The organism is Rhizobium sp. BK379, from assembly GCF_014193955.1.
Taxonomy (GTDB): domain Bacteria; phylum Pseudomonadota; class Alphaproteobacteria; order Rhizobiales; family Rhizobiaceae; genus Rhizobium.
Genome location: NZ_JACIAD010000001.1, coordinates 1,890,770 through 1,905,435, shown reverse-complemented (window position 1 = coordinate 1,905,435; position 14,666 = coordinate 1,890,770). Strand labels below are relative to the sequence as shown.

The 14,666-nt window shown below is 58.4% G+C and carries 17 protein-coding genes; 6 read left to right on the top strand and 11 right to left on the bottom strand.

What is annotated here, in order from left to right; all coding sequences use genetic code 11:
• Window positions 1-183: 183 nt before the first annotated feature.
• A complete protein-coding gene (locus FHT93_RS09700) occupies window positions 184-780 on the bottom strand; it encodes a L,D-transpeptidase (protein WP_018113981.1) in 597 nt (198 codons plus the stop codon).
• A gap of 202 nt (window positions 781-982) precedes the next feature.
• Here FHT93_RS09700 and FHT93_RS09695 point away from each other — a divergent pair, with 202 nt between their 5' ends.
• Window positions 983-1,738 carry an SDR family NAD(P)-dependent oxidoreductase gene (locus FHT93_RS09695; RefSeq protein ID WP_112547885.1) on the top strand — a complete coding sequence of 252 codons (756 nt, stop codon included), beginning with the start codon at window positions 983-985 and terminating at the stop codon, window positions 1,736-1,738.
• A 27-nt stretch (window positions 1,739-1,765) separates the two neighbouring features.
• On the opposite strand, the gene FHT93_RS09690 is transcribed toward FHT93_RS09695, so the two are convergent.
• From FHT93_RS09690 to FHT93_RS09670, 5 genes are all read right to left on the bottom strand, one after another.
• Complete coding sequence (locus FHT93_RS09690; protein ID WP_183847594.1) at window positions 1,766-2,578, bottom strand: class I SAM-dependent methyltransferase; 813 nt, start codon at window positions 2,576-2,578, stop codon at window positions 1,766-1,768.
• Between the two features lie 89 nt (window positions 2,579-2,667).
• Entirely contained in the window at window positions 2,668-3,192 is a 525-nt protein-coding gene (locus FHT93_RS09685) for an AAA family ATPase (RefSeq protein WP_183847249.1), read from the bottom strand.
• 106 nt (window positions 3,193-3,298) lie between these two features.
• Complete coding sequence (locus tag FHT93_RS09680) at window positions 3,299-3,562, bottom strand: DUF982 domain-containing protein (protein ID WP_113117757.1); 264 nt, start codon at window positions 3,560-3,562, stop codon at window positions 3,299-3,301.
• A 115-nt stretch (window positions 3,563-3,677) separates the two neighbouring features.
• Window positions 3,678-4,361, bottom strand: a complete 684-nt coding sequence (locus FHT93_RS09675; protein WP_183847247.1) for a hypothetical protein — start codon at window positions 4,359-4,361, stop codon at window positions 3,678-3,680.
• Window positions 4,362-4,703: 342 nt separating this feature from the next.
• Window positions 4,704-4,850, bottom strand: a complete 147-nt coding sequence (locus tag FHT93_RS09670; RefSeq protein WP_183847245.1) for a hypothetical protein — start codon at window positions 4,848-4,850, stop codon at window positions 4,704-4,706.
• Window positions 4,851-5,467: 617 nt separating this feature from the next.
• On the opposite strand from FHT93_RS09670, the gene FHT93_RS09665 reads away from it, so the two are divergent.
• From FHT93_RS09665 to FHT93_RS09650, 4 genes are all read left to right on the top strand, one after another.
• Entirely contained in the window at window positions 5,468-5,725 is a 258-nt protein-coding gene (locus FHT93_RS09665; RefSeq protein ID WP_112972712.1) for a hypothetical protein, read from the top strand.
• 596 nt (window positions 5,726-6,321) lie between these two features.
• Window positions 6,322-6,615 (top strand): HdeA/HdeB family chaperone, encoded by a 294-nt coding sequence (locus FHT93_RS09660; RefSeq protein ID WP_183847244.1) that lies wholly within the window; start codon window positions 6,322-6,324, stop codon window positions 6,613-6,615.
• A gap of 477 nt (window positions 6,616-7,092) precedes the next feature.
• On the top strand, window positions 7,093-7,347 hold the full coding sequence (locus FHT93_RS09655) for a hypothetical protein (RefSeq protein ID WP_183847242.1): 255 nt from the start codon (window positions 7,093-7,095) through the stop codon (window positions 7,345-7,347).
• A gap of 77 nt (window positions 7,348-7,424) precedes the next feature.
• Complete coding sequence (locus FHT93_RS09650; protein WP_183847240.1) at window positions 7,425-8,618, top strand: succinylglutamate desuccinylase/aspartoacylase family protein; 1,194 nt, start codon at window positions 7,425-7,427, stop codon at window positions 8,616-8,618.
• 111 nt (window positions 8,619-8,729) lie between these two features.
• Here FHT93_RS09650 and FHT93_RS09645 read toward each other — a convergent pair whose 3' ends face one another.
• Window positions 8,730-9,548, bottom strand: a complete 819-nt coding sequence (locus FHT93_RS09645; protein WP_112547893.1) for an alpha/beta hydrolase — start codon at window positions 9,546-9,548, stop codon at window positions 8,730-8,732.
• Between the two features lie 178 nt (window positions 9,549-9,726).
• Here FHT93_RS09645 and FHT93_RS09640 point away from each other — a divergent pair, with 178 nt between their 5' ends.
• The gene (locus FHT93_RS09640) at window positions 9,727-10,650 is read left to right on the top strand and encodes a LysR family transcriptional regulator (protein ID WP_112972715.1); all 924 of its coding nucleotides are present in this window, start codon (window positions 9,727-9,729) and stop codon (window positions 10,648-10,650) included.
• A gap of 169 nt (window positions 10,651-10,819) precedes the next feature.
• On the opposite strand, the gene FHT93_RS09635 is transcribed toward FHT93_RS09640, so the two are convergent.
• From FHT93_RS09635 to FHT93_RS09620, 4 genes are read right to left on the bottom strand one after another with little or no spacing between them, the layout of a single operon-like run.
• On the bottom strand, window positions 10,820-10,990 hold the full coding sequence (locus FHT93_RS09635) for a hypothetical protein (protein ID WP_183847238.1): 171 nt from the start codon (window positions 10,988-10,990) through the stop codon (window positions 10,820-10,822).
• A gap of 31 nt (window positions 10,991-11,021) precedes the next feature.
• Window positions 11,022-12,821: an RNA-directed DNA polymerase gene (locus FHT93_RS09630; protein WP_183847235.1), complete on the bottom strand. Its 1,800-nt coding sequence runs from the start codon at window positions 12,819-12,821 to the stop codon at window positions 11,022-11,024.
• Window positions 12,822-12,857: 36 nt separating this feature from the next.
• Window positions 12,858-13,610 (bottom strand): hypothetical protein, encoded by a 753-nt coding sequence (locus FHT93_RS09625; protein ID WP_183847233.1) that lies wholly within the window; start codon window positions 13,608-13,610, stop codon window positions 12,858-12,860.
• Window positions 13,610-14,221, bottom strand: a complete 612-nt coding sequence (locus FHT93_RS09620) for a hypothetical protein (protein WP_183847231.1) — start codon at window positions 14,219-14,221, stop codon at window positions 13,610-13,612. The genes FHT93_RS09625 and FHT93_RS09620 overlap by 1 nt, the downstream gene beginning before the upstream one ends.
• Between the last annotated feature and the right edge of the window lie 445 nt (window positions 14,222-14,666).

Genomic DNA, 14,666 nt, shown 5'->3' with positions numbered 1-14,666 from the left:
GTGATGCAATGTGCAACGAATCTACATTAGCAGATACTTACCGGTGTGGCCAACCCTGCAATTTCACATGGTAAACGCCATTGAAGCATGCCGTGATCGTTGTGGCTTACCTGCCACACTTCCGGCTGTCGATTTCGCGATCTCGGTATCGCGAAACCGTGGCCCGGTCTTGCGCGACATGGTTCAAATGACGAGTACGCGCGTACCGATGCGGGTGCGGGAGTAGAGGTCGACGATATTGGCATTGGTCAGGCGGATGCAGCCGTTGGATACCGCCTGGCCGATCGACCAGGGAGCATTGGTTCCATGCAATCGGAAGAGCGTGTCCTGGCCGCCCTGGTAGAGGTAAAGCGCGGCAGCCCCCAGCGGGTTGTCCGGACCACCCGGCACGCCCTCGGCATATTGGGCAAGCCGCGGCTTGCGGGCGATCATGTCGTCGGTCGGCTTCCAGGAGGGCCATTCCGCCTTGCGGCCGATCGTGGCTTCGCCCTTGAAGCTCAACCCTTCCTCGCCGACGGCAACGCCGTAGCGCGTGGCAAAGCCGCCGTTCTCGACAAAGTAGAGATAGCGTGCACGCGTATCGACGACGATGGTGCCGGGCGGCTCGCCTCCGTCATAAGCCACTTCCTGCCGCCGATAGCGGGGATCGGCATCCGGATCCCTTCCCAAAACCCGGTAGCCCAGCGGCGGGCCATCCGATGTCGTACTGCATCCATGAAGCATCAGAGCCAGGCTACCCAAGACCAGACCCCGGCGTGTCACAACTGCCCTTTCGTTCATTTCCACTTACCCTCAGTCAGCTTCGATGTTTTCCGTTCAGTGGCGGGCCCGTTTCCGGCCCATTCGCTTCTGTGGAATTGCTTATCTGGCAGGCGGACAAGCTGCGCAACTTGCAATAGTATGCATTTCGACCATGCACGAATCTCCTTGCTTCGGCCACTCGTTTTGCAAGAATATTAGAATACCTAGATGGAAGGAAGCGATGAAACTTTGCTTGGAAGGAAAAGTCGCAGTTGTGACGGGGGCGGGCTCCGGTATCGGGGCGGCCGTTTCCCGGCAGCTCGCACTTGAGGGAGCCGAGGTCGTCATTGCCGATATCAATGAGGAGGCTGCGCACCGGACCGTGGCGGCAATCTGCGCTGATGGCGGCCGGGCGCGGGCATTCGTTGTCGATGTGACCGATTTCGAGGGCGTGCAGCGCCTTGTCGATTTTGCCGTCGAGACATGCGGCGGCCTTCATCTCGCGGTCAACAATGCCGGGATCGATGGTGTCAGGGCGGCAGTTGGGAACTATCCGCTCGATGACTGGCACAAGCTGATGAACGTCAATCTGAACAGCGTTTTCTACTGCATGAAATGCCAGATCGGCGTGATGCTGAGATCGGGCGGGGGCGCAATCGTCAACATGTCCTCGGCGCTCGGCGCTGTCGGCTTGCCGACCGCAGCGGCCTATACGGCGGCCAAGCACGGAGTTGTCGGTCTGACGAAGGCTGCCGCGATAGAATATGCGAGGTTCGGCATCCGGATAAACGCTGTCGGCCCCGGCTGGATCGATACGCCACTGCTGTCAGAGCATCTGGACATAGCGAGCACGCGCCGGATGGCATCCCTTCAGCCCATGGGCCGGCGCGGGACGCCTGACGAGATCGCCAACCTCGTCTGCTTCCTGCTTTCCGAACAGGCGAGCTTCATCACCGGCGCGCACTACCTGGCGGACGGCGCCTATACTGCGCATTAGGCGCAGCGGCGCCAGCGCCTGCCCGGCCTATGCCACGGCCATGATGACATGCGCCTGGATCCTGGCGGCCACCGCGCCGCTGCCATGTCTGCCGGCGATCGCGGAGGTGGCGTGATCGGTCGCAGCCTGCAGCTTTCCGGCGTCTCTCGCCTCGATTTCGTTGCGAAGAACGGTCCCCTGGCAATAGGCAACGGCAGGAAGACGCGGGGAGGGCGCCCGGCTCTGCTCGGTCGTCGTCTCGATCGCCAGGCTTTGAAAACCCGCTGACTCGAGATCGCGCCGGATCACGGCCTTGTCGTGATAGCCGTGTGGCGTGCGCGCGAGAAAACGCGGCGGATCGTCCGGAAACATCTCCGCCAAAGCATTGGTGACATCATTCGCAAAGTCATTCTCCTCGATGCGATCCCAGACATTGAAGAGGAAGTGCCCGCCGGGCTTCAGAACCCGTCTTGCCTCGCGATAGGCAGTTACACGGTCGGGAAAGAACATCGCCCCGAACTGACAACAGACGAGATCGAAGGCTGCGTTTTCAAATTGCAGCGCCAGAGCATCCGCCTGGCACCATTCGATACGGCGGTCGGAAGCCTGCTGCGAAGCGGCATAATCGAGCATCGGCTGGCTGAGGTCGGTTGCGGTATAGCTTGCGCCCGAGGACAGTTTCGGGACGAGAACGCGGGTGAGAGCCCCGGTGCCTGCGGCGATTTCCAGGACGGCATTCGGCGACAAGACCGCTGCTCTCCGGGCAAGGTCTGCCGCGAAGGGCTCGAAAATCAGTGGCACCATATAGCGGTCGTAGTTTTCCGGGATCGAGCCGGCGAAGATCTTGTCCGTTTCCAGCATCGCTGCATCCACCATCGGTCTGATGGCCTGCGAGACTAGCATGGATTTGCTTGTTTCGAGCGGTTTTCTAGAGAGCAGCGAGCCCGGCTTCAGCCGGCCCCCCGGCATTTCGACAGGATATCGTCGACGACTGCGGCGAGCGGCCGAGTGGCGTCGATGGTAGTCGCATTCGCCGGAATGTCTTCCCGCGTCGCATGCAGGTGCAGGACAAGGTCCCGCTCGGCCGGCCTTCCGCCAAACTCGTCTTCGGGCCTGCCTGCAAGCCGGTTCTCCAACGTCTCTCGGTCGATCTCGAGAACGAAGACGGCGTCGAACAGATCGATGAAGTGATGGGAATTCCTCGAGCCGCCGCAGAAGAAGGAGACCGGGTGGCTTTTATCGGCCGCGAGCGATCGGACCTTGCCGACATGCCATAGGTGCTGCCTGTGCACGAAGGCGACATCCTCCTGCTCGTGCCGGGGCCTGTCCAGCGGCTCGCCCGTGCGGGGATCGCCGCGATAGGCCAGCTCACGGTCGCCATGAATGACGTGGTAGCCGCGCTGCTGGAGTTCGGTCGCGACCGTGGTCTTGCCGGTGCCGGACACGCCTTCGATGAGATAGTTCCTGACGCCCATTTCGCTCCCGTTCGGTGAACCGCACGTCCTTTGGCACGCCAGTGGCTCATGGCGCAGAATTATAGTGGATTCCCGACGCTTCAATGCCGCCGCTGCTCAAAGGCGGTCAGTGCAGGACGGCGATCGCGGTAACGCCAGCCTCTTCTGCAGCGCGAATGATCGCGGCTCTGAGCTGCTCGGGATCAGCGATGCCCTTGACGACATCGAGGCAGAGCTTGATGGCCAGAAGAAACTCCTCTCCGTCATCGCAGGGGAATTCCCTTATGAGCGCATTGGCGGCCCCCATTGCCGTCCTGATGGAAAACACCCTTTCCGGATCCTTGAACATCAGGATCACAGGCGCGAATTCGATCGGGGTGTCCCATTCCATTACACAATACTCCAGATGGGATAGTGTAATTTTAACGGAGCAAGAGGCGTGCCAATGCGCGCGACGGTTTATGGGCGGGCATTTATCGGAGGGGATGCCGGTTCCGGTCCGTTGTTCAGCGACCGTCGTCACCCAGCATGTAATCCGCCAGCCTGTAGCAGTGGCTCGCCTGATAGGCGTTCCGGCCGCGGTTCATGTGCGTCAGGTTGAACGCCCGGATCGCCTGCAGCGCACGGGGCGTGGCGAGGAATTTGCCGATCGAGGAGAAGCCGCGGACCTTGACGCCGAAAATGTCCTGGCCTCTGGGAAAGAAATAGCTGACGTCTTCAGGCGTCATGACACAGGACCCGAGGAAATCCTCATCCACCTGCCCGTGATCGAGCGAGTGGTCGGTGGTGAAATCGGAAAGATGCACCAGGAAGAGCGCGCGGATATCGTCACCATCGGCATAGAGCGAGAAGAGCTCCATCCAGCTCGCATTGACGCGAATGAGGGCCTTGCCCGGTGTCGACGGCAGACAGGAAACCGACCAATAATGCCGCTCCGTCCGGCGCGGGATCGGGATGCAGTCGCTCCCGTAGCGCCTGAGAATGTCGAGAACCGCCTGTGCCTGCGGCCGGCGCAGCAGCTTCTCGAACTTCGCGACGTATTTGAGACGCAATTCCAGGGATTCCGGACGCTCGTCGGCGTCGGCCGGGATCGTCCCACCCAGCATCCAATCGCGCTGCTGATCGAGATCGAGCAACCCGCGCAGACCGGCGGCGTTTTGGCGGCGCACCGCGCTCACGTCATCTACCATGAAAGCAATCCCAGGCTCCGCTTCTGAACGGCTCCTCGCCTTGTCGCGGCGATAGAGCTTTACGAATGTTTTCCGCTCACCGCATATATCCATCATTTGTTGCGGAGAACTACGGCCCCGATGCCGAGACATTTGTCGGGCCTGCCGCTCAAGCGAAGCCTCAGGCAGCCGGAAGTGGGTATGGAACCACTCTATCTCTTTGTTTTTACGCAATTCCGGACGCAAAACCGCTATGCACTTTTGCTGGAATTGCTCTGACCAGACAGGTTTCGAAAACCGTGATCGACAGGCCGGTTTCCCGAACCCAGCGGTGGATCTGCTCTCAACGGTATTCAGCAGCGACTAATAGCCACCGTAATTGCCGCGAACGGGACCAATACCCAGTGGCGTTGCGTAGGTCGTGTTGTCGCCGCCGGTGCCGGTGGTCGCGCACCCTGAAAGGGTCAGAAGCGCGATCGCTACCGCGGCCAAAAGGTATCTTGCAGACATGACATTGTCCCCCTTATCAGTCACCGCGCAGGCCTTCAGGGCCAGAGCACGAATATTCCCCAAACCACCGCCACAAGCAACTGTGGCGAGTACCTATTCGACGCAATTGCCTCAACGATATCGGAGGCTTGCAACAAGCCGGTTCACTCTCGGCCCGATGGGCCTCTGCGGAAGGCGCAGAACGAATTCATTTCCAAGCCGAGGCCCGCCCGGTGGCGGCACTGAAACCGTTGACGACGGCGTTTACCGCCTGACAATCGTTTCTGATCCTGCCCTCTCGGGCGCCCTTGGCGGGCGGACCGCTTTCGCTGTCGCGGCCCGGGCTGCGTCGATGCGGTTGAGGATGGATGGGCGCAAGCACAACTGGACACCTTCCGGCCGGGTCGCCCGCAGGAGGGTATAATACAGTAATATACCTCCAGTATCCCGTCGCCTGATGCATAATTCTTCGTCCCGATCTTCGTGGATCGGGAATGGGAGGCGATTTGTTCAATCAAGATCTTCTACGGGAGTCCGCACAGCAAGGATGCTCGCGTCTATGATCATGTCTTGCTTGCGCCCCATCTGAAACCGAGGCCTTCCGAAGGGATTCGGAGGCTGCTCAGAGGAGTCAGGCAATGGTCAGATTGAAACTTTTGTTTACCGCTCTGTTGGCCACGATGTTTCTTGCAACTCTGCCGGATTTGTCGTGGGGCACAGAACAGGCCCAGCAACGGCGCGCCGGGCGTGACGTCAGACAGGATACGCGGCAAGGCGCACGTGACACGAAACAGGCGTGTCGCGCGTCGAACGAAAAGAGCAATGCCGGGTGCCGACAGGACAAGCGACAGACCAAGCAAGGCGGCCGCCAGACAGCTCGTGATCTCAAATACTGATTTATAGCCGCTTCTGGTTCGAAGGCGTGAACGCTCGCGCTTGAGGGGCAGCCGTGCCGCGTTGCGACCGTGTGCCCCACTTTCCCGACCGCCGATCGCCTTCGGCCCGGAGCGACCCTCGAACAGGCCGCGACATTCGCCATTCGGAAGATCTGGGATTCGTCCAGATGGCGGAGAGCCGAGGTCTGGGTGGTTCGACGTCTCACGATGCTTAATCCGGAGTGGCCACAGACAGAGATGAATGGGGAGTCGCCGCGGCCTGGCTGGGTAAGCAGGCCGGCAACGGCGCCTATAGATTTGCAAACATTGCACACCTTGATTCGATGCTATCAGCGTATCATCGAAATCGAGCGGTGTATAACTGTGTATAAATTTATGTATTGCTGCAGATTCGTAATCTAATTCGGAAAATAATGCGCTGCTTCGATGAATATATAAGCATTAGCTCAAATAATATGTTATGGTTTGCTGCCGTAAAACTCATCGTGATCTGGTATCGTCTATCTTGATTGGTTGGTATCGATGGTTTTTCGGAAAATACTTAGCAAAGCGCAACCAGTTGCTCCGATTCAGGAGCGCTTTTTTGGGAGAGGACGATGAAACACCATCTTTCAATTGCACTCGCATTTGCAGGTATCGGCTTGGCTTGCCAAGCACTGGCCGCCGAAGCGGATGCGTCGAAGCTCACTTGTAAAGAGGTCGGCGCAATGGCGCCTGCAAAATCGATTGCCGTTGCCATGTGGGTGAACGGCTACGTTCACGGCAAGGCGGGCAATCCGACAGTCGACAGTGACAAGGCGCACGCGAACGCGGAAAAGGTCGCCGCCTATTGCAAGAGCAATCCAGCCAGCACCGTGGCGGATGCGCTGGAGGCCCTGGCAAAGACGTAACTTCGGCAATGAACCCCAATTTGAGTGGTCATTAAGCCAAGACGGCGACACCCCGCGCCGAAAGCACCTGATGCCCGCGGAAACGGCACAGGCGAAAAACAGATGGCGACCACTTGAGGTCAGACCGCCGGCTTGTCCCGTAGCCGGCGATCTGATTTCCGGGTGTCAGATGGTGTTGAAGCTCCACTCCTGCGTAGTGGGCAAAGGACAATGGGGCCGAAATGTCGGTGGACGAGCGGCCTGATATCGATCATTGCGCGCCACCGCGATCCCTTCTTTCCCGGTCTCATTTCTATTTCCCGAGTGTTTCCAAATAGGTCTGGCGAGGTCGGAAAGACTCCAGACAGGGAACCGGTCAATGGCAAGGAGGATCATCCGCCGTCCGAGTGTTCAGAGCAGGACGGGCTTGCGGCGGATGCGGCTTCGCCTTCTCCCCGCCGGGGAGACGAGGACGCCCACATTCCCCACGGAAACCTCATGCCACATATGACTGCATACGCGCCGCCGCGCGACTGGCTCGCCATGCTCAAGACGAATGACAAGGGCAATCCCCTTCCTGGCCTCACGCTCAATTGGACCGTGATGCTGGAGCACCACCCCGACGCGCGAGGAATGCTCGCGCTGGATGAATTCAGCGACCGGACGATGCTGCTTGCCCGCCCGCCGTCCGATCCGCTTGGACTTGTGAACTCGGCAGCGTGCCCTAATTTTCAGCAGCATACCCTGAGTTGAAGACGTACGGAACTTTTCGGCCGATGCACATGCCATTGTTCTAACTGAATTTTTCAAATCACAGAGGGGCTTCCATCATGTCGGACAAATCGAAGAACGGCATCGATCGCCGTGATTTCATGATTGCATCACTGGCAACGGTCGGCGCGTCGGCTGCTCTCGCGGTCAGCGCGGATGCCGCTGACGCAGAGGAGGCAGCGAAACCCGCTGCCAATACGGCCTCGGGAACGGTCTATACCGGCGATGTCATCCAAGGGAAAAAGGTCGTCAGCGCGCTCGACGTCGACGATCTGGAGCCGGGGCAGAAGCATTTCCTGTATTTTCAGGGTGCGCAGATGCCCACGGGGCAGTACTGGTATGTGTCCGTGACCGTCGCCAAGGGGGCAAGGCCGGGCAAGCGCGGCATCCTGACCAGTGGTGTGCACGGCGACGAAATGAGCAACATTCACACGGTCCAAACCGTGATGAACCAACTCGATCCGACACAGATGTCGGGCACGGTCATGGCGGTCACCGATGTGGCGCGCCCGGCCCTTGAAAGCATGCAGCGCAGGTGGCCCAATCAGGGCAGGGGCGTCGATCTGGTCGACATGAACCGGGAATGGCCGGGGAACGAGAACGGTCTCACCGCGCCCAGCCGGCATGCCGGGCTGCTGTTCAACCGGCTGCTGCGGCCGAACGCCGACTTCGCGATCGACTTTCACACCGGAACGACCGGGTTCGAAGTCACCGCATTCAATATCGGCGGCATGGATGTGCCCGAGGTCAAGGCCATGTTGGAGCTCTATCCCGTCGGCCAGATCTTCGACAACCATGTCTATCCCGGTGTCCTGCACAACGCCTTCATGGAGGTGGGTATCCCCTCGTTTACGCCGGAGATCGGTGCTGCCCGCGTTCTGGACCTCGAGATGATCGCGCTCTTCGTGGAAGGCACGATGAACGTCCTCAAGCATTACGGCATCGTTGCCGGGCCGATGGGCCGGACAGGCAAGGACGTGACTGTCTTCGTCGGCAACAGCGCCTTCCCGATCCTGGCAACCGAGGGCGGGATCGTCGAGCATCTTGTCAAGCTCAACGACAAGGTCGAACCGGGACAGAAGGTGGCCATCCAGCGCAACAGCTTCGGCGAGGTGGTCGCGGAATATACAAGCGGCGTGGCCGGGGAGATAACGGGCCAGCGCAGCGACGCAATGTCCGAGCCCGGCAACCCCCTGGTCTTCATCCTCTTCCACAAGGCGGCGCTGGAGGGCGCTGAGGCCTATCCCGAGTAATCTGCCGTTTCCGCCTTTCGTTTAGAATCGGCGCGTAGGAGACCGATTTCCTAGGCGAGACCGCGGAACTGCGCCGGCGCATAACATCGGCGATGCGCATGTCAAATGTCGTCAAGACCTGATGAACGAGAGCAGGTCGGGGTTGAGGACATCCGCATGTGTGGTCAGCATGCCATGGGGGTAGCCCGGATAGGTCTTCAGCGACCCGTTCTTGAGCAGGTTGACCGCACGCGGCACGGAGCTTGCGAAGGGGACGACCTGATCGGCCTCGCCATGCATCACCAGCACCGGCACGGTGATCTTCTTGAGGTCTTCGGTATAATCTTCCAGCCAGGAGGCGACAGTCGCGTGGTGAGCGAGAGCACCACCGCCCATGCCCTGGCGCCACCAGTTCGCAATGATCGCCTCCGAAGGCTTGGCGCCATCGAGGTTGTACCCGTAGAACGGGTTCTCAGGGACGAAACGGTAGAATTCCGACCGGTTGCCCAGCACGCCCGCACGGATCGCTTCGAACCACTCCGGCGGCTGACCGGACGGGTTTTCCTCGCTCCGGTACATGTTCGGCGTCAGGGAAGCGACGAGTACCGCCTTCGCGACGCGCTCCTGGTGGCGGGCGACATAGCGAGCGACCTCACCGCCGCCTGTGGAGTGGCCGATGTGGATCGCGTCGCGCAGGTTGAGGTGCTCGGTCAGGGCCGCGAGGTCGGCAACCCAGTGGTCCATGTCGTTGCCGGTGCCGGGCTGGTCGGACCGGCCGTGACCGCGCCGGTCGTGGGCGATCACCCGGTAGCCGTGGCCAAGAAAGAAGGTCATCTGGGCGTCCCAGTCGTCCGCCGACAGCGGCCAGCCGTGGCTGAAAACGATCGGCTGGCCCGAGCCCCAGTCCTTGTAGAAGATGTTTACGCCGTCCGTGGTCGTGATTGTAGGCATCGTGTCGCTCCATCTGCCCTGTTGAACATTCGTTTTGGGATACAGTTGATTGCGAAATACCTCCGGTGAGGCGTGTTCGATCATATCCGAAAATTGCGACGTTAGTTAAATTCCCTCTTTATCGAAGACAAATACCTTGTACGTTCGAGCTATGCCTCAAAGGTATAGCGAGGACCCGATGGAACTCAGGCATTTGCGCTATTTCGTTGCCGTTGCGGAGGAGGGAAGCCTACTGACCGCAGCAGAGCGGCGGCTTCACACGTCCCAGCCCTCGCTCAGCAGGCAAATTCGCGATCTGGAAACCGAAGTCGGTGTCAAACTGTTAGAACGGCAGTCGCGCGGCGTGACGCTCACCGCCGCCGGTAAAGTGTTTCTTGATCACGCGCGGCTGGCGTTATTGCAAGTCGAGGCGGCTGCGGAAGGGGCCCGGCGGGCAGAGCGGCCGGAAAAGCAGTCGTTCACGATCGGTTTTCTCGCAGGGCAAGAGGTCGTGTGGCTACCCCATGCATTGCGCATTATTCGGGAGGAAGCGCCGGAGGTTGAAATCATATTGTCCAGCCAGTCTTCCCCGGACCTTGCTCTGGCACTGATGCGGGGCAAGCTGGACGTCGCTTTCCTTCGCCCCGAGACGCAGAGTGTCGGTGTGTCCTTCAAGTTTCTGGCCAAGGAGCCACTGATCGCCGTGCTGCCGGCGGACCATCGCTTGACGTCGCGCAAAAAGATCCTGCCGCAGGACCTTGCCCGCGAAACTTACGTCAGTTCGGCTAGAATTTCTCCCGTACTGCAATCCGTGATCCAGGATTACGCGTCGAACGTCGGGATCACCCTCAAGGCAGAGTACGAAGGCGAAGGCCTGCCATCAGCAATGTCACTCGTCGTATCGACGGGTGGAATAACGCTTATTCCGCTTTATGCGCAAAATATGCTTACACCGAATGTCGTTGCCAGAGCACTTGAGGGTGTGCCTCCGACAATTGATCTCACCTTAGGATACAACGATTCAAATTCCTCGCCTTTGCTCCGCCGATTTTTGTCTCGCTCTGATGAATTGGTCGCCAACGTTCAAAATCAGAGCATCATCCGCTATGCCGAAGTTCCATAGCAGGGAGCGCCTTTACAAGGAAAAGCAGGCCTCCCTTGCGGCAGCTTCAAGCAACGAAACTCTATTTCATGAGAATGCCCTGGTCCGCTTGTCTTGACCAAACCTGGGCGACCAGTTGCAAAGGAAGCCGTGACCGACAGTCTCGGCCACGAGCCAGAACGGCTTGATGCTATCGAGCAAGCACGAAGTTCACCAGCCGTCCGGGACAACGATTTTCCTTCAGCACCGCCTTCCCCGTCAATCTCGACCGAACGTCAAGCTGCTGCGCAGCCAGCCCGACGAGTTCATCAGCGGCGAGCTTCCAGGGAGCCTGAATCCTGCCGCGCAGCTTGCCGTTCATCCGCCGACTGTCCACGCTTCCTATGCGGTTTCTACACGCCCAGACGTTTGCCGATGGCTTTATAGTAGCTATCCTGAAACGCGAGCGAATGGTTTGCTCTCAGAGTTGCTACCCGAGCAGCCGGAGCAGCGGTGTTCCTCATCGCAGACAGCAAGCATAGGAACTTCGCGTGAGTGATACCGGTGCCGCGCGATGGATTGGGTTTTTCCAGCGCCTGAAACATAGCATTGAACGTTTGGAGGTCGCTGCTGAGGTTATCATGAAACTTGTAAGCTTCGCGCACTCCCGCGTTCAGGGTGGACGAAAGAAGCGTCTTGAATGGAGCCTCCTCCGCGGTGCCTCGGAAAAGAGGAAAGAATGAACCGGCAAGGCGTCCCAACCGTTCGTGAGGCACCCAGACGTTCTGTGTGCTTCGAAGCGTTGCGAGAAGTTCGGACATCGTGCCGTATTTGGATTGAAGCCAGAGCTTCGAGTACAGACCGAAATAGCTTTCTTGGTCGTTGCTATTGATGATCGTCGCAAGCATCGGTTGGCACCGCCTTGTTTTGACCAATGTCTCTACAAGATAGTTGCTCATCTCCACCATCGCTGCGTCGTCGACAAGGAGCCCAGACTGCGCGCAACGCGATAGAAGGTTAGCGGTAGACGGGACGAGAGGGCGGCTTCGAATTAGCGAGTAGACATTGCTTCGAACGGACGGTCTCCGTTTGATTAGGTCTTCGAGAAGCTCTGGCTTTACGACGGCGTCGGTTTTGTCGGCAAGCCCCAGCCATCGTTTCAGGACCTTTTCGCCGTTGCCCGCGTCGAATGCTTTCTTTCGAGCTCCTTGTCGAATCCTAGCCTCGACGAGCGAGCGTTGGCGATCCAACGGAAGCCCATGCTTCAGGCGGTGATCGACACTGGCCTGGACTGAATCAAGCCTGGCGTTTTCCAAGACCCTGAAATGTCGAATTGCTTCTGGCTGAGTTAGGATCAGCGTCTTTCCGCTATTCAATCGAACCTGCTTGGTCTGAAGGACCAGGTCGACGGATCTTAAGGTTTGCTTTGCATGAACAATTGTATCTACGCCAATGTCGATGTCGTCCATGTATCGGACGAAATCGCGGTCAGGGTCGCTCGCGAGGTAGGCGTCGAGTTCATATAGAAAGCAATGTGCAAGCAGTCTAGGCGCGTCGAGGTTGACCTGCGGCAGACCGACTTCAATTCGAGGCGTATAGTCCGGCTGCCAAAGCAGATCGCCAAGAATATAGATCAGCATATCGATGACGCATTCCTCAACGCCGCTGATCGAGGCAATGGCGTTGCGAAGATGCACGTAGGAAATGCTATCGTAGTAATTCGCGATATCCGTCACGACGACGAATTTCCGTGTTTTGGAAAATTCAAAGAGGCCCTTCTGGAAGTTCAACCACGAGGCAAACGTGCCGTATCCGCTTGGTGGGGATGAGAACTTGTGATCCTTCGGTTCAAAGAATGCTTTCGTAGTCGGTGCCTTGCCTTTGATCTCGGCGTAAAGAGCGTCAGAGAGGCACTGCAGAACTATTGCATCCCGCACACTCGGGATGACAAGCTGTCGGCATAAACCCTTGCTCTTCTCGACGAGGATGCGCTGAGCCTTCTGGGGTACATAATCTCCGGACAGGATGAGGTGAGAAAGCTTTTGGCTCTCGACGCTACGGGCAACATGGAAGTCGAAGTTTTCGATCCCGTCACATATGAACTGCTCTCGCATCGAGATTCTGACTTTATCCTTCCAGATTCTTTCGATGTTTTTAGCCGAGAAGATCGAGCGCAGCTTCTTCGCGCGAATGTTGAAGCGGGGAGATCTCATTTTGACCGTTTAAGCTTGCGTGGCGAGCGATTGTTGTCAGCTCAGCGCGAGAACAACGTTGTTGACCAGGTCGGTGATGACGTCGTCGGCCTGGGACTGTTGAATGGTCACCTGCGAGGGGTGGGCCGCCATATTCCTCTTCTTTAGTTTCTCCCGGAGAATTTCGGTGGTGTTCTTCGAGATCAGCGATGCCGTCTGACAGATGTCGACGACCTCGGCCTCCTTCAGTTCCTCGAAATGCTCGATTGTAAAGATCGAGGTGCCGGTCTTCTTCGGGAAGCGGCGAGCGATGGCGGCATTGAAGTCCGAAAGTCGCGTTATATCGGCGAGGATCCAACGAAGTAGATGATCGAAGGCGAGGTTCCACGACATGACGATGCAGGCGCGGAACGCCTCAGCCCGGTAACAGGCCAGCGCTTCACGAAGGAAGGCCCGTTCGGCGATATCCGGTACGCGGTCAGGAAGATCGGACAGAAGCTTGCCAACCTGTATGACGGTTTGATGCACGCCGTACTTCTTGTCGAGATCGGAACGCACGTTGCGCGCCAGCCGATATCTGCTTCGCTCCTTGAGGAGCTCCGGAGGCTTCGTGGCGGCCATGCGTGGCAGGTACACCGAAACATCTGGCGACGTCAGATGAAGCTGCTTGAAGCACGTTCTGATCGCTTCGTTGTCGAAAGACGCCAGCGACTTGTGGACATGGAGATACCATCCGAAGACCTTAATCTTGTCCTTCGGCGATAGTGCGTCGAATCCATCGACCTGCTGCACGAAATCGGCAAGGAGCATCAATCGCCGCCCGAGAGCATCGTTTCGACCTCGGCGATGCCGAGATGGTTGATGGCATAGTGCCCCTTCTCGGGCGCGGTCATCAACTTCGCGAACTTTAGATCGCGTAGTGGCTGCGAAAAGTCCGGGATATTCACGGACCACTTAAGACTCCGAAACCCCGTATAGATGTGTGCGGCCGTTACCGCGGGCGTCTCCCGGTGCCCCTTGAACCAGGCAGCTATGAGCAGGTAACGCTTAACGTTGCTCTTGGGGTTCGCTCCATGCACATAGGTTGCGAGAGACGTCCCGGATGTCATGTCGAGTTCGAGGACTTCCGGAGCAGGCTTGGCGGCGCGCTGCACTTTCGGCCGCGGCGCTCGCACCGGCGTCTCGATCTCCACGACCTCGGCTTCTTCTACCTCGTCGTCCGCGTCGATCTCGGCATCTCTGGCGACCGCCTTAACACTCGGACCGGCGATGCGCTGGGCGGTGACGGGAGCAGACGTCTTCAGAGCGTTTTGGATCGCCTGGGTGATCTGTCCGATGTCTCCATCGGCAATCTCCGCTTCGACCATTATAAAGCGTATCTTGGAGGTTCCGCCGGTCTTTCCTGTCGTGCCCTTGGCCATGCAATTCTCGCTAGATTAATTGAGGCGAATCACTGCAACCAAGGTATCTGGTTCTGGCGAACATACAGCATCTCGAATCCCTGCTTTTCAGAGATATTCCACAGGATTCGACGCGGATCCCGAGATATTTTAGGGGCGTTTCCCGTTGTCGGGCGATCGGCAGACAAATACTGGTATATAAGAAGACGGTCGAGCGCGACATTTACATTACGATGCTTCGCCTACATTTCGATCTGGTCGCCAGCACCTCAAATCCACTTGAACGATCTATGCGGTGCCGCCGAAGTACAGATTTGCGAGCCATGCAAAGCGGCGAGGTCACAATGCTGTTTGAAGGATTCAGTCCGCATCGTCACGCGAAAATATCAATGCTCGACCGAGAAGACTCCGCAAAGCGGTGAATCCTTCAACATAATGATCTGGTTAGATACTATGGAGTTGGCGA